This window comes from Bacillus sp. FSL K6-0042, assembly GCF_038006685.1.
Classification (GTDB): domain Bacteria; phylum Bacillota; class Bacilli; order Bacillales; family Bacillaceae_G; genus Bacillus_A; species Bacillus_A pseudomycoides.
The window spans coordinates 3313705-3337048 of the sequence record NZ_JBBOVS010000001.1 but is presented as its reverse complement, the minus strand read 5'-3'; the positions used below and the strand labels follow the sequence as shown (position 1 = coordinate 3337048).

At 37.4% G+C, this 23344-nt stretch carries 22 protein-coding genes and 1 pseudogene; 7 read left to right on the top strand and 16 right to left on the bottom strand.

What is annotated here, in order from left to right:
- Nucleotides 1–1172: 1172 nt before the first annotated feature.
- The gene (gene argS, locus MHH45_RS17110; RefSeq protein ID WP_016112722.1) at nucleotides 1173–2843 is read right to left on the bottom strand and encodes an arginine--tRNA ligase; all 1671 of its coding nucleotides are present in this window, start codon (nucleotides 2841–2843) and stop codon (nucleotides 1173–1175) included.
- The gene (locus tag MHH45_RS17105) at nucleotides 2843–3280 is read right to left on the bottom strand and encodes a DUF1934 domain-containing protein (RefSeq protein WP_016112723.1); all 438 of its coding nucleotides are present in this window, start codon (nucleotides 3278–3280) and stop codon (nucleotides 2843–2845) included. The genes argS and MHH45_RS17105 overlap by 1 nt, the downstream gene beginning before the upstream one ends.
- Before the next feature lie 203 nt (nucleotides 3281–3483).
- On the opposite strand from MHH45_RS17105, the gene MHH45_RS17100 reads away from it, so the two are divergent.
- Nucleotides 3484–4470: a S66 family peptidase gene (locus tag MHH45_RS17100; protein ID WP_016112724.1), complete on the top strand. Its 987-nt coding sequence runs from the start codon at nucleotides 3484–3486 to the stop codon at nucleotides 4468–4470.
- Nucleotides 4471–4496: 26 nt separating this feature from the next.
- On the opposite strand, the gene MHH45_RS17095 is transcribed toward MHH45_RS17100, so the two are convergent.
- Nucleotides 4497–4859 (bottom strand): YxeA family protein, encoded by a 363-nt coding sequence (locus MHH45_RS17095; RefSeq protein ID WP_016132466.1) that lies wholly within the window; start codon nucleotides 4857–4859, stop codon nucleotides 4497–4499.
- Between the two features lie 225 nt (nucleotides 4860–5084).
- Here MHH45_RS17095 and MHH45_RS17090 point away from each other — a divergent pair, with 225 nt between their 5' ends.
- Nucleotides 5085–6122: a PTS sugar transporter subunit IIC gene (locus tag MHH45_RS17090; protein ID WP_016132467.1), complete on the top strand. Its 1038-nt coding sequence runs from the start codon at nucleotides 5085–5087 to the stop codon at nucleotides 6120–6122.
- Between the two features lie 293 nt (nucleotides 6123–6415).
- Here MHH45_RS17090 and speB read toward each other — a convergent pair whose 3' ends face one another.
- From speB to MHH45_RS17070, 4 genes are all read right to left on the bottom strand, one after another.
- Nucleotides 6416–7288, bottom strand: a complete 873-nt coding sequence (speB, locus tag MHH45_RS17085) for an agmatinase (RefSeq protein ID WP_003209245.1) — start codon at nucleotides 7286–7288, stop codon at nucleotides 6416–6418.
- Between the two features lie 318 nt (nucleotides 7289–7606).
- Entirely contained in the window at nucleotides 7607–8434 is an 828-nt protein-coding gene (gene speE, locus MHH45_RS17080; RefSeq protein ID WP_016112727.1) for a polyamine aminopropyltransferase, read from the bottom strand.
- A gap of 186 nt (nucleotides 8435–8620) precedes the next feature.
- Complete coding sequence (locus tag MHH45_RS17075) at nucleotides 8621–9784, bottom strand: MFS transporter (protein WP_016112728.1); 1164 nt, start codon at nucleotides 9782–9784, stop codon at nucleotides 8621–8623.
- 5 nt (nucleotides 9785–9789) lie between these two features.
- A complete protein-coding gene (locus tag MHH45_RS17070) occupies nucleotides 9790–10197 on the bottom strand; it encodes a MerR family transcriptional regulator (protein ID WP_016112729.1) in 408 nt (135 codons plus the stop codon).
- Nucleotides 10198–10348: 151 nt separating this feature from the next.
- On the opposite strand from MHH45_RS17070, the gene MHH45_RS17065 reads away from it, so the two are divergent.
- Nucleotides 10349–11074: a glycerophosphodiester phosphodiesterase gene (locus tag MHH45_RS17065; protein WP_016132469.1), complete on the top strand. Its 726-nt coding sequence runs from the start codon at nucleotides 10349–10351 to the stop codon at nucleotides 11072–11074.
- Between the two features lie 85 nt (nucleotides 11075–11159).
- Complete coding sequence (locus MHH45_RS17060) at nucleotides 11160–13211, top strand: transglycosylase domain-containing protein (protein ID WP_077294242.1); 2052 nt, start codon at nucleotides 11160–11162, stop codon at nucleotides 13209–13211.
- Between the two features lie 142 nt (nucleotides 13212–13353).
- Here the strand turns inward: MHH45_RS17060 and MHH45_RS17055 are convergent, their stop codons facing one another.
- Both MHH45_RS17055 and MHH45_RS17050 read right to left on the bottom strand, forming a co-directional pair.
- Nucleotides 13354–13863 (bottom strand): YwhD family protein, encoded by a 510-nt coding sequence (locus MHH45_RS17055; protein WP_016112732.1) that lies wholly within the window; start codon nucleotides 13861–13863, stop codon nucleotides 13354–13356.
- 25 nt (nucleotides 13864–13888) lie between these two features.
- Nucleotides 13889–14563 (bottom strand): site-2 protease family protein, encoded by a 675-nt coding sequence (locus MHH45_RS17050; protein ID WP_077294245.1) that lies wholly within the window; start codon nucleotides 14561–14563, stop codon nucleotides 13889–13891.
- Nucleotides 14564–14675: 112 nt separating this feature from the next.
- On the opposite strand from MHH45_RS17050, the gene MHH45_RS17045 reads away from it, so the two are divergent.
- A complete protein-coding gene (locus tag MHH45_RS17045; RefSeq protein WP_001147172.1) occupies nucleotides 14676–14861 on the top strand; it encodes a 2-hydroxymuconate tautomerase in 186 nt (61 codons plus the stop codon).
- 41 nt (nucleotides 14862–14902) lie between these two features.
- Here MHH45_RS17045 and MHH45_RS17040 read toward each other — a convergent pair whose 3' ends face one another.
- The 6 genes from MHH45_RS17040 to MHH45_RS17015 form a co-directional block, all read right to left on the bottom strand.
- Nucleotides 14903–16207, bottom strand: coding sequence for an HD domain-containing protein (locus MHH45_RS17040; protein WP_016132471.1), 1305 nt, complete (start codon nucleotides 16205–16207; stop codon nucleotides 14903–14905).
- 127 nt (nucleotides 16208–16334) lie between these two features.
- A complete protein-coding gene (locus MHH45_RS17035) occupies nucleotides 16335–17276 on the bottom strand; it encodes an ABC transporter substrate-binding protein (RefSeq protein ID WP_016112735.1) in 942 nt (313 codons plus the stop codon).
- 202 nt (nucleotides 17277–17478) lie between these two features.
- Nucleotides 17479–18291 (bottom strand): ABC transporter ATP-binding protein, encoded by an 813-nt coding sequence (locus tag MHH45_RS17030; RefSeq protein ID WP_016112736.1) that lies wholly within the window; start codon nucleotides 18289–18291, stop codon nucleotides 17479–17481.
- A 15-nt stretch (nucleotides 18292–18306) separates the two neighbouring features.
- On the bottom strand, nucleotides 18307–19323 hold the full coding sequence (locus MHH45_RS17025) for a FecCD family ABC transporter permease (RefSeq protein WP_016112737.1): 1017 nt from the start codon (nucleotides 19321–19323) through the stop codon (nucleotides 18307–18309).
- Nucleotides 19320–20375 (bottom strand): FecCD family ABC transporter permease, encoded by a 1056-nt coding sequence (locus MHH45_RS17020; RefSeq protein ID WP_016112738.1) that lies wholly within the window; start codon nucleotides 20373–20375, stop codon nucleotides 19320–19322. The genes MHH45_RS17025 and MHH45_RS17020 overlap by 4 nt, the downstream gene beginning before the upstream one ends.
- A gap of 324 nt (nucleotides 20376–20699) precedes the next feature.
- Nucleotides 20700–20924, bottom strand: coding sequence for a DUF1450 domain-containing protein (locus MHH45_RS17015; RefSeq protein WP_003202417.1), 225 nt, complete (start codon nucleotides 20922–20924; stop codon nucleotides 20700–20702).
- 452 nt (nucleotides 20925–21376) lie between these two features.
- Between MHH45_RS17015 and MHH45_RS17010 the strand changes: the two genes are divergently transcribed.
- A complete protein-coding gene (locus MHH45_RS17010; RefSeq protein WP_006096703.1) occupies nucleotides 21377–22042 on the top strand; it encodes an RsfA family transcriptional regulator in 666 nt (221 codons plus the stop codon).
- Nucleotides 22043–22316: 274 nt separating this feature from the next.
- Here MHH45_RS17010 and MHH45_RS28095 read toward each other — a convergent pair.
- A pseudogene (locus MHH45_RS28095) lies at nucleotides 22317–22407 on the bottom strand (lipoprotein BA_5634 family protein); the annotation flags it as partial.
- A gap of 78 nt (nucleotides 22408–22485) precedes the next feature.
- Between MHH45_RS28095 and MHH45_RS17000 the strand changes: the two are divergent.
- Complete coding sequence (locus MHH45_RS17000) at nucleotides 22486–23331, top strand: lipoate--protein ligase family protein (protein WP_016112740.1); 846 nt, start codon at nucleotides 22486–22488, stop codon at nucleotides 23329–23331.
- Nucleotides 23332–23344 lie beyond the last annotated feature (13 nt).

Here is a 23344-nt window from a genome sequence, read left to right as displayed (position 1 = left end):
GAAGAATAACAAGAAGTACAGCGTATAATCGAATTTAGCACACCAGCCAAAGAAGGTTACAGCTGTGACACATGCTAGGATACTCGTATTCTAAAGGATGTCATTGAAGATACGTTTTCTGTCATCATGAGTTGAGATGAAATCGGCCATATGTTAAAACGTTTTGTATTTAGGTACACAACCGACCTACACATCGAAACAAGTAGACAAGAAAAATAAGAAGCGTTCCAACGTCAGCGCTATATAATTAAAAACGCTCCGGATGAAGTATTGTTTGCCTATGAAGATGAAAGCCATATTCTCCAAATCTAAATACAGTGGAACAAATTTGGGGGTAAATAAAAAAGAGTGTGATTGGCAACTAATTTCATATGAATCGTGCAGAAATATGAAATTCAGCCTTTTCATTTTTGGAGTCTATAAATGAGTGTTGAGAAAAAGTAATTTGCCTAATGGATCTATGGCTATGTCGAAGAATTAAAATGAACTTATATATACATTTCACTTACTCGCTAAGAAGCGTTAGCTCTTCTAGGGCGACATTACATTTTAATGTTGAGAGATTTATATATAAGTGATGATAATAGCAAAACCGAGAAATTTATCTTCTTTCATCATTTTTATCAAATCATGAAAACTTTAGTTGGACTATATTATTTTAGACATAAAATCCCTAGTTTCTTGACTAGGTTGGAAGTTTTCAAGATTACTTACTAATTGTGTAGATACTTGGTTAGATAAAGTGTTAGTTTAGTATTTGACATATTTGTAACAATGTTGTTCACAACGATTACACCATTTCTTGATAACATTCCACCAACTAATACTACATGTACAGCTTTTTGATAATTTTACCCCCAACAACCTATTATTCTAGAATCATTCCCAAAAATCAATAGTTAATTGTTGGTTTTCTATTTTCACTTCATCACCATAACATATATTTGCCACATATATTTAGAATAGAAAACTGAAACAGAAAAAGAGATAGCTTTGCCATCTCTTTTTCTGCCCAGCTTCCCCTCATCAAGCCATACGTGAGGTTCTCCCCCATACGGCTTTTCAGTGGTCCGCTTTCTTTACCATCTCATCAGTCTATAGGCTGATGAGATGTTTTTATATCAACTTGTATATCACTTTTAAACAAAAATAAGCATCTTTTCTTTTGTCTATTACATTTTCTCAGGTGCAGATACACCAACTAATGCTAATGCATTTTGAAGTGTAATGCGTACTGCACGCATTAAGTCGTAACGAGCTTTACTTAATTCTAAGTTATCTTGGTTTAATACTTTTTCTGCATTGTAGAAGCTATGAAGCGCTGCTGCTAATTCAAACGCATAGTTTGTAATGCGGTGTGGCAGACGCTTTTGCGCTGCTTCTGCAACTGCTACTGGGAATTCACCCAGTTTTTTCAGTAAGTCTACTTCTTTTTCAGAAGCAACAAGTTTGTAATTGACATCTCCACCTGCAGTTAATCCAAGCTCTTCACCTTGACGAAGGATACTGCATACACGTGCATGAGCATATTGTGCATAGTATACAGGGTTTTCGTTAGATTTTGATACCGCTAAGTCCATATCAAAGTCTAAGTGAGAGTCACCGCTGCGCATTGCAAAGAAGTAACGCATTGCATCCACGCCCACTTCTTCCATAAGCTCACGAAGTGTAACAGCTTTACCTGTACGCTTACTCATTTTCATTTTTTCACCGTTTTGGTATAGTTGTACCATTTGGATAATTTCTACTTCTAATGTATCTTTATCATAACCAAGCGCTTGAATCGCTGCTTTCATACGCGGAATGTAACCGTGGTGGTCAGCACCCCAAATGTTGATTAATTTATCAAATCCGCGCTCCAATTTATCACGGTGATATGCGATATCTGGCGTTAAGTATGTGTAAGAACCATCATTTTTAATTAACACACGGTTTTTATCATCACCGTAAGTCATTGAGCGGAACCAAGTTGCGCCTTCTTCTTCAAAGATTTCATCGCGCTCTTTTAATACTGCAAGAGCTGCGTCAATTTTTCCGTTTTTGTATAATGATGTTTCAGAGAACCATACATCAAATTTCACACGGAAGCTTTCTAAGTCTTTTTGAAGTTTTGCTAATTCGTATTTTAAACCGTACTCACGGTAGAATTCATAGCTTTCTTTCTCATCAGCTTTTGCATAACGATCGCCAAACTCTTCAGCTAAACGTTGTCCGATTCCGATGATGTCTGCACCATGGTAACCGTCTTCTGGCATTTCTTTTTCTAACCCTAATGCTTGCATGTAACGAGCTTCGACAGAAAGCGCTAAATTATGAATTTGGTTACCAGCGTCATTAATGTAGTATTCACGAGATACATCGTATCCCGCTTTTGCTAATACGTTACATAATGTGTCACCTACTGCCGCACCACGTGCATGTCCTAAGTGAAGGTCACCTGTTGGGTTTGCAGATACGAACTCAACTTGTACTTTTTCACCTTTACCAGTGTTTGTTTCACCATAATTCGTTCCAGCTGTAACAATTGCCGGAATTAAGTCTGTTAAATAGCTATTATCCATATAGAAGTTAATAAAACCAGGACCAGCAATTTCAATCTTTTCAATAGAAGCTTTTGCTTTATCGAAGTTCGCAATTAATTCCTCTGCAATCATACGAGGAGCTTTTTTTGCTACGCGCGCAAGCTGCATCGCCATGTTTGTAGAGAAATCACCATGCGTTTTATCTTTTGGAGATTCTAATACAACGTTTGGAATTTGTTCTTCTGTTGCTAATTCTGCTTTTAATACGGCAGCTTTAATTTCTTCTTTAATCAATTCTTTTACTTGTTCTAAAGAGTTCATTATTTTGCCTCCTTCAAATTAATCGTAATTGTATATCGGCCCGCTTCTTGTTCACTTAGAAGCAATGCGTACGTTAAAAAGAGTTGTCCTTTTTTCTTCTCGTCCGACCATTTAAAAAGAACGTTATCAGTTTTCGTTTGCAATGCAAACGTACCAAGTTCACTCGTATACGTACCAGTTGTCCATTCACCTTTCGCATGCGTCTGACGCATAGAAACAGCACCTGAACGCATAATGAGGACTTGTTCACCTTGAATTTTAATGATTGTCTTTACTTCGCCTTGTTCGTTCGGCTCTTGAAACGTTACATATGTACCTTGACCTTTTACATAGTATTGACCATTTGCCTCAAAAGCAACGGTCTCCTTTCGTGCCCCTTCACGGATTTCTGTTACGAAATGAACGTGTACTGGCAAGCCTGCAAGTTGTTTCTCCACGTCTTGCACACCTTTCAATATGTTATAGATATTAAATAAACTTTATAATAAATCACTTTTCCTATCATATCAAAAAAAACCTATGTCTGTCTGCTGAAAAATCAGGAAAACCCTGTTTCGAAAAAACAATTTATAAAGATCTATCTCCTATGATAAAATATCTTTTAAATCTAAATTTTCTTTCATTAAAAGGAGTGCTCCAAATGATACCACCAAAGTTAAAACAAGGTGATGAAATTCGAGTCATTTCACCTTCTTGTAGTTTAAGTATTGTCTCAGATTATAATCGTGAGCTTGCTATGAAACGAATAACAGATATGGGATTTCGTGTTACATTTTCAAAAAATGCTGAAGAAATTGATCGTTTTGCTTCTTCTTCCGTTTCTTCTCGAGTTCAAGACCTCCATGAAGCTTTCGCAGACTCCAATGTAAAAGCAATCTTAACAACACTTGGAGGATATAATTCCAATGGGCTACTAAACCATATAAATTACGACTTAATTCGTAGCAATCCAAAAATTTTATGTGGTTATTCTGATATTACAGCTCTAGGCAATGCAATTTATGCAAAGACTGGTCTTATTACATATTCAGGTCCTCACTTTTCTTCTTTTGGAATGGAGAAAGGGCTCGATTATACGATAGATTACTTTTTAAAATGCATGACTTCTGAAGAGCCAATAGAAATACAACCTGCTGAAACGTGGAGCGATGATCCTTGGTATATTGACCAAGAAAATCGCACCTTCTTCCAAAATGAAGGGTATGTTTCTATACATGAAGGCGAAGCGGTTGGAGAAATTGTTGGTGGTAATATGAGTACCTTTAATTTACTACAAGGCACAGCATATATGCCGAGCTTACGAGATAAAATATTATTCTTAGAAGAAGATGCTCTCACAGGAAAAGCTACAGTTAAGACTTTTGATCGTTACTTACATTCTCTCATCCAACAACCAGATTTTAAACATATAAAAGGCATTGTAATTGGAAGACTACAAAAAGGATCTGAAGCTGCCATAGAAGATATCCAAGAAATGATTTATTCAAAACAGGAACTGTCCCATATCCCTATAATTGCAAATGCTAACTTTGGGCATACAACACCAATTTTTACCTTTCCAATTGGTGGGCGTGTGAAAATTGTTTCCAGTCAAAGACAAACAACTATTATACTTTTAACGCACTAAAAAAAGGAGCGGACGTTTCGCTCCTTTTACACTTTCTGTAATTGTTTTAAGGCTTTTTCTGGGATTTCCTCTTTTGAAATTTCAGCCCAGCCTTTTCCTTGCATGCCCTTAGCATAAATTTTTATAAAAGCACCTGAATGTAGCTGACGATTCACGATCTTTTTAATCGTTTGTTGCTTTCCATTCTCTGTATACCCTTTGAATGTATACAAATATTCATCGTCTATTTTCTCACCCTTATTTATAACTGCGTAATAATCTTGTATTTCTTTATTTGAAAAGAAGTTATCGACAAAAGCCTCTACACCTTCTGTTTTTGATTGTAAATAATATGCCGTACCACCTAAAAGAATGGTAAAGACGGCTAAAACTTTTATTACCAATTTCATATATGGCCTCCTGTTTATTCTTATCAGTCACATCTTTATATCTGTATTATACAGAAAAGGGCATACTATACACTATTGAAATGTATTACACTTTCCTTACACTATTGTAAGGAAAACGCTCGCAGTATTTTCGTAATAAAAAAATTTTCCGTTTAAACAACTTTTGTATTATTATTGAATAATACAAATTTTTATAAACAAAATTAAAAAGGGGACATTTTTCAAATGGCTATCTTACAAGGTTTAGCACTACTACTCGTTGTACTTTTTCTTTTTACACTGTTTAGCTTTCGTGCTCCTTACGGAATGAAAGCAATGGGGGCCCTGGCCAATGCTGCAATCGCAAGCTTTCTTATTGAAGCATTTCATCGATATATCGGTGGCGAAATGTTTCATAACAACTTTTTACAATCGGTTGGACAAGCTTCCGGTAGTATGAGCGGTGTCGCGGCTGCTATTTTAGTAGCACTCGCAATTGGTGTATCTCCTGTATATGCTGTTTTAATCGGTATCGCCACTAGTGGATTTGGTATTTTACCAGGATTTTTTGCTGGATATGTATGCGCCTTTGTCGTTAAATTTCTAGAAAAGAAATTGCCAGCTGGTGTAGAATTTCTTGCCATTTTATTCGTTGCAGCACCACTTTCTCGCGGAATGGCTATGCTTATGGACCCCATTGTAAATGCTACACTTGGAAAAATCGGCTCTATTATTTCAATCGCAACCACAGAAAGCCCAATTATTATGGGAATTATGCTTGGCGGACTCATAACAGTTATTTCTACATCTCCATTAAGCTCCATGGCGCTAACTGCTATGCTTGGATTAACAGGTTTACCAATGGCTATTGGTAGTCTTGCAGTAGCAGCCTCTGCTCCAATGAATTTTATTTTCTTTAAACGTTTAAAGATCTGTTCAAAGAAAGATACAATTGCTGTAGCAATTGAACCATTAACACAGGCCGATGTCGTAGCAGCAAATCCCATTCCAATCTATACGACAAACTTCGTTGGTGGTGCACTTGCTGGTATTATTACATCCTTATTCCAACTTGTAAACAATGCACCTGGTACAGCATCACCAATTCCTGGTCTCCTTGTCCTCTTTGGATTCAATGATGTAATGAAAGTAGCCATTGCAGCTATATTATGTGGAATCGTGACCACAATTATTGGTTATATCGGAACAATTATTTTCCGCAAGTATCCAATTCGTTCCGCTGATGAAATTCGCGGAATCGCTTCGGAAGAAAAAGTTGCATAAGAAAAAGGAGCTAGTTCCACCAGGTCGGACTAGCTCCTTTTTTCTTATACGTACTTTGTAAACGGATGTTGAATTTTGCAGAAGCGTCGATATATGGATGCTACGAGCCGGCTTCCGCTTTTATTTTATCCAGCTACAGCGGCTAGAATGCTCGGTGGCTTCGCTTCCGTTTTTACTTTATCCAGCTGCGCCAGCTAGAATCTCCGGCCATTTCACACTCTCGGTCGAAGCCAAAAGCGTTTCTCGGTCGAGTGCTCCAATGACCTGCGATTCTGAGCAAGCTGCCTCTGCTTTTACTTCACCCAACCAAGAAGCATTTCCCGCACGAATTTGCTTGCTGCGATCGGTGTTTGATCACTATGATCATAGACTGGAGCTACTTCTACTAAGTCTGCTCCAACTACTTTTATATTTGAATTTGCAATTGCTACGATGGAATCTAATAATTCTTTAGATGTGATACCACCAGCTTCTAATGTTCCTGTTCCAGGAGCATGTGCTGGATCTAACACGTCAATGTCAATTGTGACATAAACTGGGCGCCCTGCAAGCTTTGGTAATACTTCTTTCAACGGTTCTAATACGTCAAATTTGTATAGGTTCATGCCCACTTCTTTTGCCCATTCGAATTCTTCTTTCATTCCAGAACGAATTCCGAAAGAATATACGTTTTCCGGACCAATTAAATCGCACACTTTACGGATGGGCGTAGAGTGAGATAAAGGCTCCCCTTCATATGACTCACGCAAATCAGTATGAGCATCCATATGAATGATTGCTAAATCCGGATATTTTTTTGCCATTGCCTTAAAAATTGGCCAAGACACTAGGTGCTCACCGCCAAGACCTAGTGGAAACTTACCGGCATCTAATAGTTTTGTTACATATTCTTCAATCATGTCTATACTGCGTTGTGGATTTCCGAATGGTAGCGGAATATCACCAGCATCAAAATATTTTACATCTTCTAGTTCACGATCTAAATATGGACTGTACTCTTCTAGTCCAATCGATACTTCACGAATACGTGCAGGACCAAAACGAGAGCCTGGACGGTAACTTACTGTCCAATCCATTGGCATCCCATAAATTACTGCCTCTGCATCTTCAAAACTTGGATGACTTTTAATAAATACTTTACCTGAATAAGCTTCATCAAAACGCATACTCTTTTCCTCCTTATGTGGAACTTAAGGTATCCCAACCTTTCATTATTTCTCAAATTTGGAGTGCTACACTCCTCTTTCTCGATTTACCTCAATCTTCTTTTAGCGATAGAAGATTATTTTATTATAATAGCGTCAGTAGCTAGCATGTCCGTTCTATCGCACACCTTGAATGAGCCGCTTCCGCTTTTCTTTTGTCCAGCTACAGCGGCTAGAACGCTCGGTGGCTTCGCTTCTTCCTGCGAGGCAAAAGACGCCTCTACGTCTGAAGCTCCATCCCCCCTCCCATTCTGAACGAGCCGCTTCCGCTTTTAATTATTATTTAATTAAGTCCCCAACAAACTTCGGTAATACGAATGCTGCTTTATGCAGTTCTTTTGTGTAATATTTCGTTTCGATTTCGTGGAAACGATCTTCGCTTACTTCTAATGGGTCATATTCTTTAGATCCAATTGTAAATGTCCACATTCCACTTGGGTATGTTGGGATATTCGCTGTGTATAAACGTGTAATTGGGAAGATTTCTTTTACGTCTTTAAACACAGTTGAAATTAATTCTGGTGTAAACCAAGGGTTATCCGTTTGAGCAACGAAAATCCCATCTGCTTTTAACGCCTTTGAAATCCCAGCGTAGAATCCTTTTGTAAATAGGTTTACTGCTGGTCCTACTGGCTCTGTAGAGTCAACCATAATTACATCGTACTCATTTTCGCTTTCTGCGATGTGTAGGAAACCGTCTCCTACTTTCACTTCAACACGCTCGTTATCTAACGCACCTGCAATCGATGGTAAGTACTGTTTAGAGTACTCGATTACTTTACCATCGATTTCAACAAGTGTTGCTTTCTTTACGCTTGGGTGCTTTAATACTTCACGGATTACACCACCATCACCACCGCCAACAACTAATACGTTCTCAGGGTTTGGATGTGTAAATAAAGGTACGTGTGCTACCATTTCGTGATACACAAACTCGTCCTTCTCTGTTGTCATAACCATGCCATCTAAAATAAGCATGTTTCCAAACTCTTCTGTCTCAACCATATCAAGCTTTTGAAATTCTGTTTGCTCCGTATGTAATGTGCGGTTAATACGCGCCGTAATTCCAAAATGTTTTGTTTGTTTTTCAGTGAACCATAGTTCCATCGTACAATCACGCCTTTCATTGCAAATTTATAATAGGGACATCATTAATGTCCCCTAACAAAAATAAAACAAAACATACAAAATGTATAGTTAAAAGTACAAAAATACCGAAAATATATTTTGGTAAAAGTATTTTTATTCATATATTATTTAAACACTATATTTAATAACAAAGAAAACCCTTTCTTAAGAAAGGGTTTCTGATTCTAATTTAGAACCTTCTCGAACAGGAATCAAAATCATAACACAACCAACTAATACAACAATTCCCCCAACTAAAAATGGACTTTGCGGTGAAATCGCATGGCCGATAATTCCTGATAAAATTGGTGCAATTGCCCCGCCAAGCCAACGAACGAAATTGTATACACCGGACGTAATAGATCTTTCATAAGGTGAAATATCCATGACATAGCTTGTATATAAAGCGTTATTTAGTCCCGATGCTAATCCAGATAAGACGATAAGAACAATTTGTAACCACATAACTTTAACAAAAAATAATGCGATTAGCAGAATTGCAAATACAAGTAAGCTAAATCGTAACAATGCTTTCGGTTCATATTTCCCTTCTAATTTATGCGCTAATATTGCAGATCCATATGCTAAAGCAAGTCCCCAGCCGCAAAATACGAAACCTAACTGAATTGCCGATAAATGCATAATAAGTGGTGAATATGCTAATACAACGAAAAATCCGTAATAATATAACATACCTGAAATTGCACCTTGCATAAACGGTTTATACTTAATAAGGTTAAGTAATTCCCCCACTCCAGCTGCTTTTCGCTGTACTTTTCGCTCCGGCTCTTTTACAAAAAAGAAAACAAGAATAAATGCTAATAAAATTAAAAAACTTGTCGCAAAAAATGGGTAACGCCAAGAATGTCCTCCTAATAGTCCTCCTAATAATGGTCCACCGGCCATCCCTAAACCAATCGCAGCTTCATATAAACCAACCGCTTCATGTACTTCTTTACTAAGAGCAATTAATAATGTCATCGCTGTTGCGAAAAACATCGCATTACCTAGCCCCCAGCCAGCGCGGAAAATAGATAACTGGGCAATCGTTTGTGATATACCACATATAAAAGCAAATACAGTTACAATTGATAAACCAATTGTCATCATTCTCTTATCACCAAACCGTGCTGCGAATAAACCAGCTGGTAGCATCATAATTGCCATCGTTAAAATATAGGCTGTAAATAACATCTCCACTTGCCAATGCGTTGCCCCTATCTTCTCAGCGATAATCGGCAAAATAGGATCGACTACTCCGATGCCTGAAAAGGCAAGAAACGTAGCCAGTACTGTAATCAATCTCCCCAACTTTTGTTTGCTCTCCATATTCATTACTCTCCTTTTGTGTCCTCCAAGAATTTACGTGCACGCCCTAAACTATTCTCTAATTCTGCTTTCACGCGCTCCATTTGTTTCATTTTTGTATCTAGCGTTTGCACTTGGTTCTCAAGCATATCCTTAATTTCTTGAATCACTTCACGGTCACGTGGATTGTCACTATTTCGTCTTTGTTCCATGCGTTCTTTTAATGATAAGAAATGCTGCATTTCTTGAAGTGTGATTCCTAATACTTCTTTCGCTTCTACAATCTTTTTAATACGTACAATATCCTCATCTGTATAAAGACGAATATTCCCTTCGCTACGCTCCGGCGGATGAATTAAACCAATTTCCTCATAATAACGAAGTGTACGTTTTGTTAATCCAACTTGCTTCGTTACCTCATCAATCTTATACATGTTTATTCCTCCCCTCATCACATTATTACATTTTACGTTAACGTTAACTTTTATGCAAGTGTTATACTTTTGTAAATATTTGGCATATGGATTGTATTTTTCTCGCCGCAGTTTCATAATGGAAGAAATGAACTCATAAGGAGATTTTCAGATGAAAAAACCACTTATTTTTGCCCATCGCGGAGTTAAAGGAACACATCCGGAGAATACAATGATTGCTTTCCAAGAAGCAGAGCGTGTTGGTGCCCACGGCATTGAACTTGATGTTCACCTTTCGAAAGATGGTGAGATTGTTGTGATTCACGATGAAACTGTTGATCGCACAACAAGTGGAATTGGACTTGTTTCTGAAAAAACAGTAGCGGAATTACAAGCGCTTGATGCTGGTAGCCATAAAAGCCCTACTTTTAACGAAGCAAAGATTCCAACTTTACGTGAAGTATTCATTTGGCTCTCTACAACAAATTTACAACTTAATATTGAATTAAAAACAGACGTAATCCACTATCCAGGTATCGAAGAAAAGGTTGTCGACCTCGTTCGTGAATATCATCTTTCAAACCAAATTATATTCTCATCTTTTAACCATGATTCCGTTTCCCTACTCGCGGAAATTGCACCTGAAATTCCAAGAGCTATTTTATACGATGAACCACTCAGTGATCCAATTGCTGAAGCCAAGAAAAGGGAGGCGTCCGGATTACACCCAAATTTTCAGCTACTAACAAAAGAATTTGTCCAAACTGCACAGCAGCAAGGCTATGTTTTCCGTCCCTATACAATCAACGAAAATAAAGACTTACAAACAATGATCGATTACGGTGTAGATGTAATTATTACGGATTGGCCAATACGCGCTTTTGAGCTTCTTTCTTAATTGAAAGGGCTCTTTTTCATTTTGTGTTTAAAATACGAAAAAACCCTCAATACTAATAAAAGTATACGATGAGGGGATGAAAAAGATGGATCAAACTGTGAATCCAAAACTTGAAAAATATAAACGTCTTTTCTTCACCGCACTTTTTTCATGCGTTCTTTTTTTCGTTTTTTCGTTTTTTATCATCATCATAGTAGCAAAGATTATGGGGCCGCCTCCCATCGCTGTTCCGCAAACAAGCACCTTTTATGCCAATGATGATACTGTAATAGGACAAAGCAACGGGATGAAAAAGCGCTATAACGTATCTCTCGACCAAATCTCTCCTTATGTGAGAGAAGCGACACTCTCTATTGAAGACCAACGATTCTATGATCACCATGGCTTCGATATAAAAAGAATTGCTGGTGCAATCATTGCAGATATAAAAGCAATGGCAAAGGTCCAAGGTGCTAGTACGATTACGCAGCAATATGCCCGCAATCTATATTTAGATCATGATAAAACTTGGAAACGAAAAGCGTTAGAAGCAATATATACCATTCGTCTTGAGGTTAATTACAGCAAGAATCATATTTTAGAAGGATATTTAAATACGATTTATTACGGACACGGCGCTTATGGTATTGAAGCCGCTTCCCGTCTTTACTTTAATAAATCTGCTAGTGACTTGACATTAGCAGAGGCAAGTATGTTAGCTGGTATCCCAAAAGGCCCTAGCGTATATTCTCCCTATTTAAAGGAGGAACGAGCAAAAACAAGACAATCAATCATTTTAGATGAAATGGTAGAACAGGGCTATATTACGAAAGGGCAATCTTCCTCTGCTAAAAAGGAAAAGCTTGCATTTGCTTCATTAGAAACAAAAGAAGTCGCAGAAATAGCACCTTATTTCCAACACGCTGTACACTCCTCTCTCCTGCATGATATTGGACTCGATGAGCAAACATTACAGCGCGGTGGATTCCATATTTACACAACACTAGACCCAAAACTACAAACAATAGCCGAGCAATCTGTAAAAGATACGATTCCAGAAACAACTAATATACAAACGGCTCTTGTCTCAATGAATCCGAAAACAGGAGAAGTAGTAGCTCTTGTTGGTGGAAAAGATTATAAAGAAAGTCAATTTAACCGAGCGATTCAGGCATCTCGCCAACCAGGATCCACCTTTAAACCTTTTTTATATTATGCTGCACTCGAAAAAGGATTTACACCAGCGACTCGCTTAAAAAGCGAATATACAGTATTTACATTAGGCGATGGTGTTTCTAAATATAAACCGAAAAATTATAAAGACTACTATGCCGATGATTTTGTGACGATGGCGCAAGCTCTTGCAGTATCAGATAACGTATATGCCGTGAAAACACATTTATTTTTAGGAGAGGACTCTTTAGCAAAAACTGCTAAACAATTTGGGATTACAAGTTCATTAAAAGATGTACCATCCCTTGCCCTTGGTACGTCTCCTGTAAAACCAATTGAAATGGTAGGTGCGTACAGTATGTTTGCCAATGGGGGAAAACAAGTAAAACCAACCTTTATTCGCCGCGTTGTCGATCATGAAGGGAATATTTTATATGATGCACATTTAGAAAGTAAACAAGTGCTCGATAAAAATAATACGTTTGTAATGGAAGAAATGATGACAGGAATGTTCAATAAAAAACTAAGTGGGTATGCTTCTGTTACAGGACAATCCCTGCTTCCAAAACTATCACGTACGTATGCAGGAAAATCTGGTTCCACAGAAACAGATAGCTGGATGATCGGCTTCACTCCGCAAATAGTAACAGGTGTATGGGTCGGATACGATCAGCCAAAACCCATCACAAACCCGGCAGAACAAGGCTACGCAAAAAAAATATGGGCTATTGCGATGGAAAAAGGACTAGAGGGTCAGCCTAAAAAGGAATTCAAGCAACCAAGTGATATTATTGCTGTAAATGTCAATCCTGAAAATGGAAAAATCGCAACGAAAGGATGTCCTGTTTCCGTGAAAATGTATTTTGCAAAAGGAACAGAACCGACTGAATATTGCATGGATCATATTGATGATAAAGAAGAATTCGAGAAGGCTAGCAAAGAGAAGAAAAAAGAGAGCTGGTGGAAAAAATACTTTCCATGGTAAATACTTATCGTATTTGTAGCATCAATATATCGGTGCTTCGACACAACATATCGACGTTCCGACAATATACGACATAAAGAGAAATACTACCATACCCCAAAAACACCAAAGGCTACCAGAATTTCTCCTGGTAGCCTTAAAATTATTCTCCTAATAATGCATGACGCAATTCTTCACTAGACTCGTTCCAAATTGCTTCATTATGCTCTTTTAAGAATGTACCAAGCACCTTCTTAGATGGTTCATCCATATGGTCAACCATGATGTAACGTTTTAATGATTTATCCATCTTATTCACGTGCTCTGGAAGTGATTTATAACCACGGCGAATTTCACGATCAACTGTCATTTCACAAGCTGTTACACCTGCATAGTAAGCACCTTTTGCCGTTCTCTCAATTGTTACCCACACAAGCCAATACGGTTTTCCATTTGGAACTTCATCTTTATTTGTTAAAAACTTAATCCCTTTTTCCACAGTACTACGCGCGTGCATTGCCCCAATATCAACGAATGCATTTTGCTCAATTACATCTACAAAAACAGGTGAAATATTTTCTAAGCTCAGCGCTCCAACACCGAAACCACCATGCCCATCTGTCGAATCGTTCTTCACAATATTAAAACCGATTTTTTTCTTTTTCTCTGTCATATGTAAACTCCTCCTCACTCATGTATTACATTAGCCCAAATATAGGTGCAATAATACTTTGTAAAAATCCTAGTACGTGCGGGATTACTACACTGAAAATTGGTTGAATTGTATAACGGTCAAGCGGTGTAATAACAAGAATCAATAAAGCAATTGCTCCATATTTCTCATATTGCGTCATTTTCGCACGAACATTTTCCGGTGCTAAGTCTTCAATTACACGATATCCATCCAGCGGTGGAATCGGTAATAAGTTGAAAACAAATAAAACGATATTAAGAACAATAAAAATTTGGAAGAATTGACCTAATGTATCCGCCACCGCAAATGGGATGGCATCTAGTACTCCAAACTTTAACAAACTGTACCAAATGATTAAACCGATAGCACTTAAGATTAGGTTACTAATCGGTCCTGCAATAGAAACTAGTACACCAGCAAGACGCGGTCTTTTAAAGTTATAAGGGTTAACAGGTACCGGACGTGCCCAACCGAACCCAAGAATTAATACTGCAATCATTCCGATCGGGTCTAAATGAGACATTGGTGATAAAGTTAAACGCCCCTGCCTTTTCGCTGTATCATCACCAAACTTATATGCAACATATGCATGTGCAAATTCATGCATAGACAACGCGATAATAATAGCCATTGCTACCAGTGGAATTTGGTGCAGTGGATATCTAAATAACTGATCCATACTTCATCTCCTCTTCATTATGTCAAAAAAAGAAAATATTTGTTTTTCCGATTGTTCTTCCCTAGAATCCGTTATAATAAGATTGTAACTTACATAAAAGGAGCGATTGTACATGCCATACGTAACAGTGAAAATGCTAGAAGGACGCACAGAAGAACAAAAGAAAGCTCTTGCTGAGAAAGTAACAACAGCAGTAAGCGAAACAACTGGTGCTCCAGAAGAAAACATCGTTGTTTTCATCGAAGAAATGTCTAAAAATCATTATGCAGTTGGCGGAAAACGCTTAAGCGACAAATAATTTCAGTTTTCTTTACTAAGAAGCAGTCCTATGACTGCTTCTTATTTCTTTCCTTCTAATAACTCAATAATTTTCTCTTTATATTTTCCTTTTCTTCCATCTTCATAGATTAAATCATGTGGATAGAAAAGTTTTTGATCCCTTCTCTTCTTACCAGTAATCGCTTCTACAATATCAGATTCACGCGAAAGCTCTCTGAGATCTCCATTTGGCATAAGAAGTAAGATTGGAAGCCGCTCTTCTTCTTCTCCAGCACGGTAAAAGTCATACGGTAAGTCCGATGTTGAATCAACAACTAAATAGTACTCTGGATCGAGTCCAATCTTTTTAAATAAACTACTTAATTCCATCCAATTATCTAAACCATGATTCTCTGTAAATTCTACATATTTAAAGAGATTTCGATTCATAAAACGGCGACATAAATCACTTAGAATTTGGTCATCTTCATCTTGCCATACCTGGAAATAATAATACATTACATTCTCGTCTAGCTTTAAATAATCCTCTACTGTTACCTCTTCTTCAAATAAAGAATAGAAATGAACAGGATGATACTTAAATGTATAATACTGCTCATGCAATGTTTTCGCACGGTGTAAAATCTTTGTTAAAATAACTTCTGCACTGCGCGTTACCGGATGGAAATACACTTGCCAGTACATTTGATAGCGACTCATAATATAATGCTCAACAGCGTGCATACCGCTATTTTTAATTACTACTTGATTTCCGTATGGGCGCATGACACGCAATATACGTTCCATATCAAAATTCCCGTACTTCACACCAGTAAAATAGGCATCTCTTAATAAATAATCCATACGATCTGCATCAATTTGACTAGAGATCATACTAATTGCTAATTTATTATCAGACGTTTTCGCAATAACATCTGCTACTTTTTGTGGAAACTCTCGGTCTACGCGGCCGAGTACATCATTGATTTCCGTATCACTAACAATAATTTTTTGTGTGAACTTCTCATGATCTAATGAAAAAACTTTTTCAAAGGAGTGTGAGAACGGACCATGTCCAACATCATGCAAGAGCGCTGCACATAAACATAATAATCTATCTTCTGCATTCCAATTTGGTCTGCCATCAAACACATCATCAATCATACGACGAATAATCTCATATACACCTAATGAATGAGTAAAGCGACTATGTTCCGCACCATGAAATGTAAAAAATGTCGTTCCAAGCTGCTTAATACGGCGCAAACGTTGAAATTCCTTCGTTCCGATTAAATCCCAAATTACGCGATCACGCACGTGTACATATTTATGTACTGGGTCTTTAAACACTTTTGTTTCGCTGAGTTTGTCGTTTAAATATACCATATTGACACCCTCCTTCCTTACTACATTCTTATCTTTATTATAAACGAAAGGCTATAGAAATGCATAAAATTCCCCTATATACAGAAAAATCACCTTCGCCAAAGCGAAAGTGATTTTTCTGTATATATTATTTTCCTAAAACGAACTCAGCAATTTCGTCTAAGATCATTTCTTTACCAAGTGGGAAGTACCCTTTGTTTAGGTCTTCGTTTTTGATTGTGAATACGTGGTTGTTCTTAACAGCGTTCATGTTTTTCCAAATTGTTTCTTCTTGGAATTCTTTTAAGCGCTGAGAACCATCACCAGTTGTAAATACGAATAAGTAGTCTGGGTTGTAATCAATTAAAGCTTCTTTTTGTACTTGTACTAGCGGTTTATCAGTTGGTGTACCTTGAACAGCTGGTAATTTTAAATCTTTAAAGAGTACGCTACCGTAACCGTAGTCACCGTATACACGGAATGCATTTGGATATGCAGCCATCTTCATGAACTTCGCATCACCAGTTTTTGCAACGATTTTATCGTGTAATTTACTTGCTTTTTCATCATACTCCTTGAACCATGCAGTTGTTTCTTTTTCTTTACCGAAGATTTTACCTAGTTCTTCAAACTTTGGACGCCATTGATCTAATGGAGTTTTTAACATAACTGTTGGTGCAATTTTAGATAATTGATCATAAATTTTTTCTTGGCGGTTGTTCACAAGAATTAAATCTGGTTTTGCAGCAGCTACTGCTTCAATGTTAATTTTATCGCCCCATGCAGAGCCAACTGGCTTTACATCTTTTAATTTATCTGCAATATGTGCATCGATTTTCTCTTGAGACGTATTTGCAGTAATGATTGGTTTCATTCCAAAGATTAATAATTCTTCTGTTGAACCACTAAGGTCAGCAATTTTCTTTGGATTTGCAGGAATTTTAATTTCCCCTTTTGCATGTTGTACAGTGCGCTCTTCAACTTTCGCATCTGCTTTCTTTTCTTCTTTCTTATCAGAAGAACAAGCTGCAAATAGTACAGAAGTAACTACTAGTACCATTGCTAGTAACGTCGCTTTGAATTTCTTCATATTCCCACTCCTTCTGGATGTATTTCTCTTATAAGCTACATATCACTATAAGAAACTACAACCAACAATTTATTAATATATATTTATTAATCGTTGTATGTAACCCGTTCTAACGAGCGTTCAACTTCCCAGCTCGAATGAGAAGCTCAACGGCCATTAGAATCCCCCTCCCCTCTATCAAAGTAAGAGGGGGAGATTCCATCTATGCTTTCTTACGTAACTGATTATTAATCATCATTAAATCGTATGTTAAACAAATTGGTTTACAGTTTACAGGACATGGAACAATTTGTGCTTCTATTTCAAACACATTGCGAAGCGTTTCACTTGTCATTACTTCATCTGGTGTCCCTTGCTTCATTAACTTACCAGCTTTCAAAGCAACCATATGATCTGAAAAACGAGAAGCATGGTTTAAATCATGAATAACCATGACAATTGTGCGGCCTTCTTCTTGATTTAATTTTTTTAATAAATTTAATACTTCCAGTTGGTGAGCCATATCTAAGTATGTTGTTGGTTCGTCTAGTACGAGTAAATTCGTACCTTGCGCAAGAGCCATTGCAATCCAAACGCGTTGACGTTGACCACCCGATAAGGCTTCTGCTGGACGATTCGCAAATTCTGTCATCCCTGTTACCTCAAGTGCCCAGTGGATGTAGCGATAATCTTCTTCCTTCAACGTGCCAAACCCTTTTTGATGAGGGAAACGGCCATAAGAAACAAGTTCAAACACAGTAAGACCAGTTGGCACTTCTGCAGTTTGTGGCAAAATCGCCATTTTCTTTGCGATTTCTTTTGTTGGCTGTTTCTCAATTGCTTTTCCATCTAGGTAAACAGTACCTCGTTTTGCTTTCAAAATACGAGAAGCTGTTTTTAACAATGTGGATTTTCCGCATCCATTCGGCCCAATAATTGTTGTAATTTTCCCTTCTGGAATTTCAACTGACAATCCATCAATAATTAATCCTTCATTATAACCAACAGATACCGAATCAACCGCTAAAGTTGCCATACAAAATGCCTCCCTTTATTTTGTTCTCATAAGTAAATAAATGAAATACGGTGCACCAATTACAGAAATAACAAGACCGACCGGTATTTCTGATGTCGTTAACACACTTCGTGAAATTAAATCTGCAAATAACAGCAAGAGCGTTCCAATTAATGCCGCTGTAGGCAACATAATTTGATGCTTTCCGCCAACGAGTCGTCTTGCTAAATGCGGTGCCATTAAACCAATAAAACCAATTCCACCAGCAACCGCAACAGATGCTCCCGCTAAACAAACAGCAATGAATAATAATTTACGTCTTTCTTTCTCTACGTTTACACCAAGTCCAACTGCCGCTGCATCTCCTAAATTCATTACATTTAACACATGCGCTTTCCGAATCGCAATTGGTAAAAAGATGAGCATCCATGGAAGTACGCTTAATACGAATTTCCAATCTGTTCCCCATAAACTTCCCGCTAACCAAATCGTTGCAAAACGGAAATCATTCGATGTCATTTTCATTGAAAAAATTAAGCTAACAGCGCTAAACCCAGCTGCTACTGCAATACCGACAAGTATTAAACGAGTTGATGAAACGCCGTTCTTCCATGCCAGTGCATAAATGATAACTGCTGCTAACACTGCACCAACTAATGCAAAGAATGGAAGAATGAATACAGATAGAAGTGTACCCGTCCCGACTTTTCCAAAAAAGAAATATACGAAAACAACAACTGTCAATCCCGCCCCGGCATTAATACCAATAATTCCAGGATCAGCAAGTGGATTTCGTGATAATCCTTGCATAATGGCACCGGATACCGCTAACGCTGAACCAACTAAGATGGCAATAACCATACGTGGCATACGAAATTCGAATAAAATAACGGACTGATCTTCTGCTCCTAGCCCGACCAATGACTTTAACACATCCATTGGTGGAATTTTAAACGTTCCTGTATTTAAACTAATAAGGAATACTGAAAAGATTAATCCAGCTAAAATCGTTACAATTGAAATGTTCTTTTTTGTTAAGACGCTTGTTCTCACATTTTTCCTCTCCCTTCATTACGTGCTAAGTAGAGGAAGAATGGAACGCCAATTAGTGCTGTAATCGCACCGATTGGTGTTTCAAACGGCGGATTAATAATACGAGATAACATATCCGCACATTCAATTAACAATCCGCCTAATATAGCAGAACATGGAATAACCCATCTATAATCTGAACCGACAAGAAAACGTGTCATATGGGGGATTACAAGCCCAACAAACCCAACGGATCCTGCCATAGATACAGCTGAACCTGTTAAAACAAGAACAAGTACAGTTCCGATAAATTTAATTAATGTTGTATTTTGTCCAAGTCCAATCGCAATTTCTTCACCGAAACTTAAGATTGTAATGTACCTGGACATCATAATCGCAATAACGAGACAAATAAGTCCAATCGGCAATAGCATATCAATGCTTTGCCATTTCACACCAGCAACACCGCCTGCATTCCACATACTCACCTCTTGAGCAAGATTGAAATACAAAGCGATTCCAGATGAAATAGCCCCAAGTAAAGCACTAATTGCCGCTCCAGCTAGCGCTAACTTAACAGGTGTTAATCCTCCTGGTGAAGAAGCTCCAATGCCGTATACAATACTTGCACCAAATGCTGCTCCAACAAAAGAAGCGATAACAAACATTAAATACGGTGAATTTGGAAAAAACGCATACATAATTGCAATTCCAAACACAGCCCCATCAGTAATCCCCATTAATGATGGAGATGCGAGCGGGTTTCGCGTCATTCCTTGCATAATGGCACCGGATACCGCTAAAAACGCACCAGCAACAACACCGCCAATTGCTCTAGGCATGCGCAGCTCCCAAATCACATTATGATGTGTCAAAGAATCATCAAACTGAAAGACAGCTTGCCATACAGTCTTTAAACTAATATCCGCTGCACCAAATGAAATTGAAGTTGCCATACTTAAAGCTAATAAAATTGTTCCCGCTATTAAAATAATAGAAGCAATAAGCGGTCTGCTCCTAATCTCTTTCACATTTACTTCTTGTTGTTCTATACTCCTCGCACTAGCTTCCATCCCTCAACCATCCTAACCAACAACATATATTTAACAAAATGAGATTTATTCTCAAGAAACAGCAAAAAGAAAATTGGGTGTATCCACCCTTGTGATAATGATTATCAGAATCATACTTTCTATTCTACCTACCGTTACAAAAGACTGTCAACCATTATTTTGCAATATAAAACTAATGTAGTTCATACGAAACCGATATCATAATATGAAGTTTATCCACTAGTAAATGACCCAGTAACAGTCCTCTACCTTTCCTTATTTAAAAATAATTTTTCTTTTTTAGAACATAAAAAAAGAAGAGTAAATTGTTCACTCTTCTTTTTCTTATTTATTTAGTTTTGCTTCAATTTTTTTAATCAGTTCATCTTCATTTGGTGCTGCAACTGGACGATTATTAACAAAAGCGAACGACTTTTTACGTCCCGGTCCACAATATGATTGACATCCAACTTCGATATTTGCACATGAATCTACCTTTTTGAGTCGTGGTATCAGCGTCTTAATATTCGTTGCCTGACAATCATCACACACACGAAATTCATTTCCCATTCTATATAACACTTCCTCTATTTTCAACTTTTCACAAGTACATTTAAAAATAAACACTAAATGGTATTTTACCGCTCTTTGAAGGTTGATGCAAGTTTTCCTCTGTACGATTCATTGCTAATATTTTCTCGTTATCCCTCTCTTTATAAGCACAATTCATCCACATATATAAGTACAAATTAAAAAAACGATATAAAAACCTTTCTTTTTAGGTAGGAGAGAGCATCGGGCCATGCATAGGCGCGGTCTCCTGCCCCATGCCAAGTAAAAACAAAGAGAGAAAACGAGTGCATCTTCATAACCGCGACTTTTATGTTGGAAAATCAAAATGGATTTGTATAGAAATTCTTCTTTATCAAAATCTACCATATTTTTAAAAGCTTTGTATAAAAGCAATTTCTTTTGTCCATTATAAAAATAGGAAGTTTATAAAAAGAAAGGGAGTTGAATCTATGAAAGTAAGACAAGATGCTTGGACAGACGAAGATGATTTATTACTTGCTGAAACCGTACTACGTCATGTTCGAGAAGGAAGTACACAATTAAATGCATTTGAAGAAGTTGGCGATCAGTTAAATCGCACATCAGCTGCTTGTGGTTTTCGTTGGAATGCTGTCGTTCGTTATAGCTATGAGCAAGCGCTGCAACTAGCAAAAAGACATCGAAAAGATAAAATGCGAGCTGCTAGTGGTGAACATGCGAAAAAACGCCTGCTTTATACGCCATCAGCTTCAGCAGTAATTACAGTCGATGAAGAGCCAGTCGTAAATAACACCGTTCCACGTTCGGAACCAGCTGTATCTAGTACCTCTATAACAATGCAAGATGTGATTTACTTTTTACAAACGGTAGGGTCTTCAAGCGTAAAAGTAACAGCTCTTGAAAATGAGAATGTGAGATTGAAACAAGAAATTAAGGCGCAAATGCTTCGAAATGAAGAATTAGAAAAGAAACTAGAAAAGCTAGAACAACAATCTAATACAGTACAAGAAGACTACGAAACGCTCATGAATATTATGAACCGTGCTCGTAAATTAGCATTAATGGATGATGAAGAGCAAACGCAAACCTCATTTCGCATGGATCGAAACGGTAATTTAGAAAAAATTGCAGAATAAAAAGGATGCAGGTACCTGCATCCTTTTTATTTTGATTCAATCATATAAGCTTCTTCTATATAAGTACAAATTGAAAAACCGACATAAAACCTAATCTTTAGATGAGAGAGAGCAAGTGCAGGTCACCTTTTGTTCTTCGAGGCAGCGACTTATATGTTGAAAAATCAAAATGAATTTATATATTTTAGAATCTCTCTTTATATCTGGGAAATCTCTTTTTTTTTCGGATTTCCTTTACATGCTACTACCCCAATTGTTTTTACTGGCTGACTAATTGTTTGATATGCTACATCGCTTACGATTGCGTACATATCTGCATATTTACGTGCATCGCCAATAATTACATTACCTTCATATTTCATTTTTTCCGTCAACCACTACATCATTTTGCTCCATGTTTGCTATAATAAAGATTGTCATTTTATAGATAAGGGGTTAGTTATATGAGCAATTCCCGTTCGATTTTATCTCAACCAGAGTGGCGTATTGTGGATCAGTCTAGTTTAGGCCAGACTTTTCATGCTCTACAGTCATTTGCAATGGATGATACGCTATGTACAACAATCGGAAATGGTACATCTGCTTCAGCAATGCGCTCTTGGGTTCATCACAATACAATTGTTCTTGGCATTCAAGATTCTCGTCTTCCTCATTTAAATGAGGGGATTTCCTTTTTAAAAAAGAACGACTTCCATGTCATTGTCCGCAATTCAGGTGGTCTTGCAGTCGTACTTGATAAAGGGGTTTTAAATATATCACTTCTATTCCAAGAAACAGAAAAAGGAATTGATATCGATCTTGGATACGATACAATGTGGCATTTAATTAAGGAAATGTTAAAGGATTACGATGTCGATATCGAGGCAAAAGAAATCGTTGGCTCTTATTGTCCAGGTAGCTATGATTTAAGTATTCGTGATCAAAAATTCGCAGGTATTTCCCAGCGCCGCATTCGCGGAGGGGTTGCCGTACAAATTTATTTATGTGCTACAGGCAGTGGCTCCGAACGAGCGGCACTTGTTCGTGATTTCTACAACTTAGCAATTCAAGGAGAAGAAACAAGATTCACGTATCCTGAAATTGTTCCAAGTACAATGGCTTCATTGTCTGAACTACTTGGTGAAACGATTACCGTTCAAGACTTAATGATGCGCCTGTTAAAAACATTACAGCATTTCGCACCCAAATTAACACCATCACAATTAACAGTTGATGAAGTTCCTTTGTACGAAATGAATTTACAACGTATCATCGATCGCAATAATAAAGCACTTGATTTCGAAAAGTAATAAAAGCCCCGCT

Coding starts and splice junctions, on each gene's coding strand:
- argS (WP_016112722.1), bottom strand. CDS start 2,843: ATGAACTCTTTAGAACAAGTAAAAGAATTGATTAAAGAAGAAATTAAA.
- MHH45_RS17100 (WP_016112724.1), top strand. CDS start 3,484: ATGATACCACCAAAGTTAAAACAAGGTGATGAAATTCGAGTCATTTCA.
- MHH45_RS17095 (WP_016132466.1), bottom strand. CDS start 4,859: ATGAAATTGGTAATAAAAGTTTTAGCCGTCTTTACCATTCTTTTAGGT.
- MHH45_RS17090 (WP_016132467.1), top strand. CDS start 5,085: ATGGCTATCTTACAAGGTTTAGCACTACTACTCGTTGTACTTTTTCTT.
- speB (WP_003209245.1), bottom strand. CDS start 7,288: ATGCGTTTTGATGAAGCTTATTCAGGTAAAGTATTTATTAAAAGTCAT.
- speE (WP_016112727.1), bottom strand. CDS start 8,434: ATGGAACTATGGTTCACTGAAAAACAAACAAAACATTTTGGAATTACG.
- MHH45_RS17075 (WP_016112728.1), bottom strand. CDS start 9,784: ATGGAGAGCAAACAAAAGTTGGGGAGATTGATTACAGTACTGGCTACG.
- MHH45_RS17070 (WP_016112729.1), bottom strand. CDS start 10,197: ATGTATAAGATTGATGAGGTAACGAAGCAAGTTGGATTAACAAAACGT.
- MHH45_RS17065 (WP_016132469.1), top strand. CDS start 10,349: ATGAAAAAACCACTTATTTTTGCCCATCGCGGAGTTAAAGGAACACAT.
- MHH45_RS17060 (WP_077294242.1), top strand. CDS start 11,160: ATGGATCAAACTGTGAATCCAAAACTTGAAAAATATAAACGTCTTTTC.
- MHH45_RS17055 (WP_016112732.1), bottom strand. CDS start 13,863: ATGACAGAGAAAAAGAAAAAAATCGGTTTTAATATTGTGAAGAACGAT.
- MHH45_RS17050 (WP_077294245.1), bottom strand. CDS start 14,563: ATGGATCAGTTATTTAGATATCCACTGCACCAAATTCCACTGGTAGCA.
- MHH45_RS17045 (WP_001147172.1), top strand. CDS start 14,676: ATGCCATACGTAACAGTGAAAATGCTAGAAGGACGCACAGAAGAACAA.
- MHH45_RS17040 (WP_016132471.1), bottom strand. CDS start 16,207: ATGGTATATTTAAACGACAAACTCAGCGAAACAAAAGTGTTTAAAGAC.
- MHH45_RS17035 (WP_016112735.1), bottom strand. CDS start 17,276: ATGAAGAAATTCAAAGCGACGTTACTAGCAATGGTACTAGTAGTTACT.
- MHH45_RS17030 (WP_016112736.1), bottom strand. CDS start 18,291: ATGGCAACTTTAGCGGTTGATTCGGTATCTGTTGGTTATAATGAAGGA.
- MHH45_RS17020 (WP_016112738.1), bottom strand. CDS start 20,375: ATGGAAGCTAGTGCGAGGAGTATAGAACAACAAGAAGTAAATGTGAAA.
- MHH45_RS17015 (WP_003202417.1), bottom strand. CDS start 20,924: ATGGGAAATGAATTTCGTGTGTGTGATGATTGTCAGGCAACGAATATT.
- MHH45_RS17010 (WP_006096703.1), top strand. CDS start 21,377: ATGAAAGTAAGACAAGATGCTTGGACAGACGAAGATGATTTATTACTT.
- MHH45_RS17000 (WP_016112740.1), top strand. CDS start 22,486: ATGAGCAATTCCCGTTCGATTTTATCTCAACCAGAGTGGCGTATTGTG.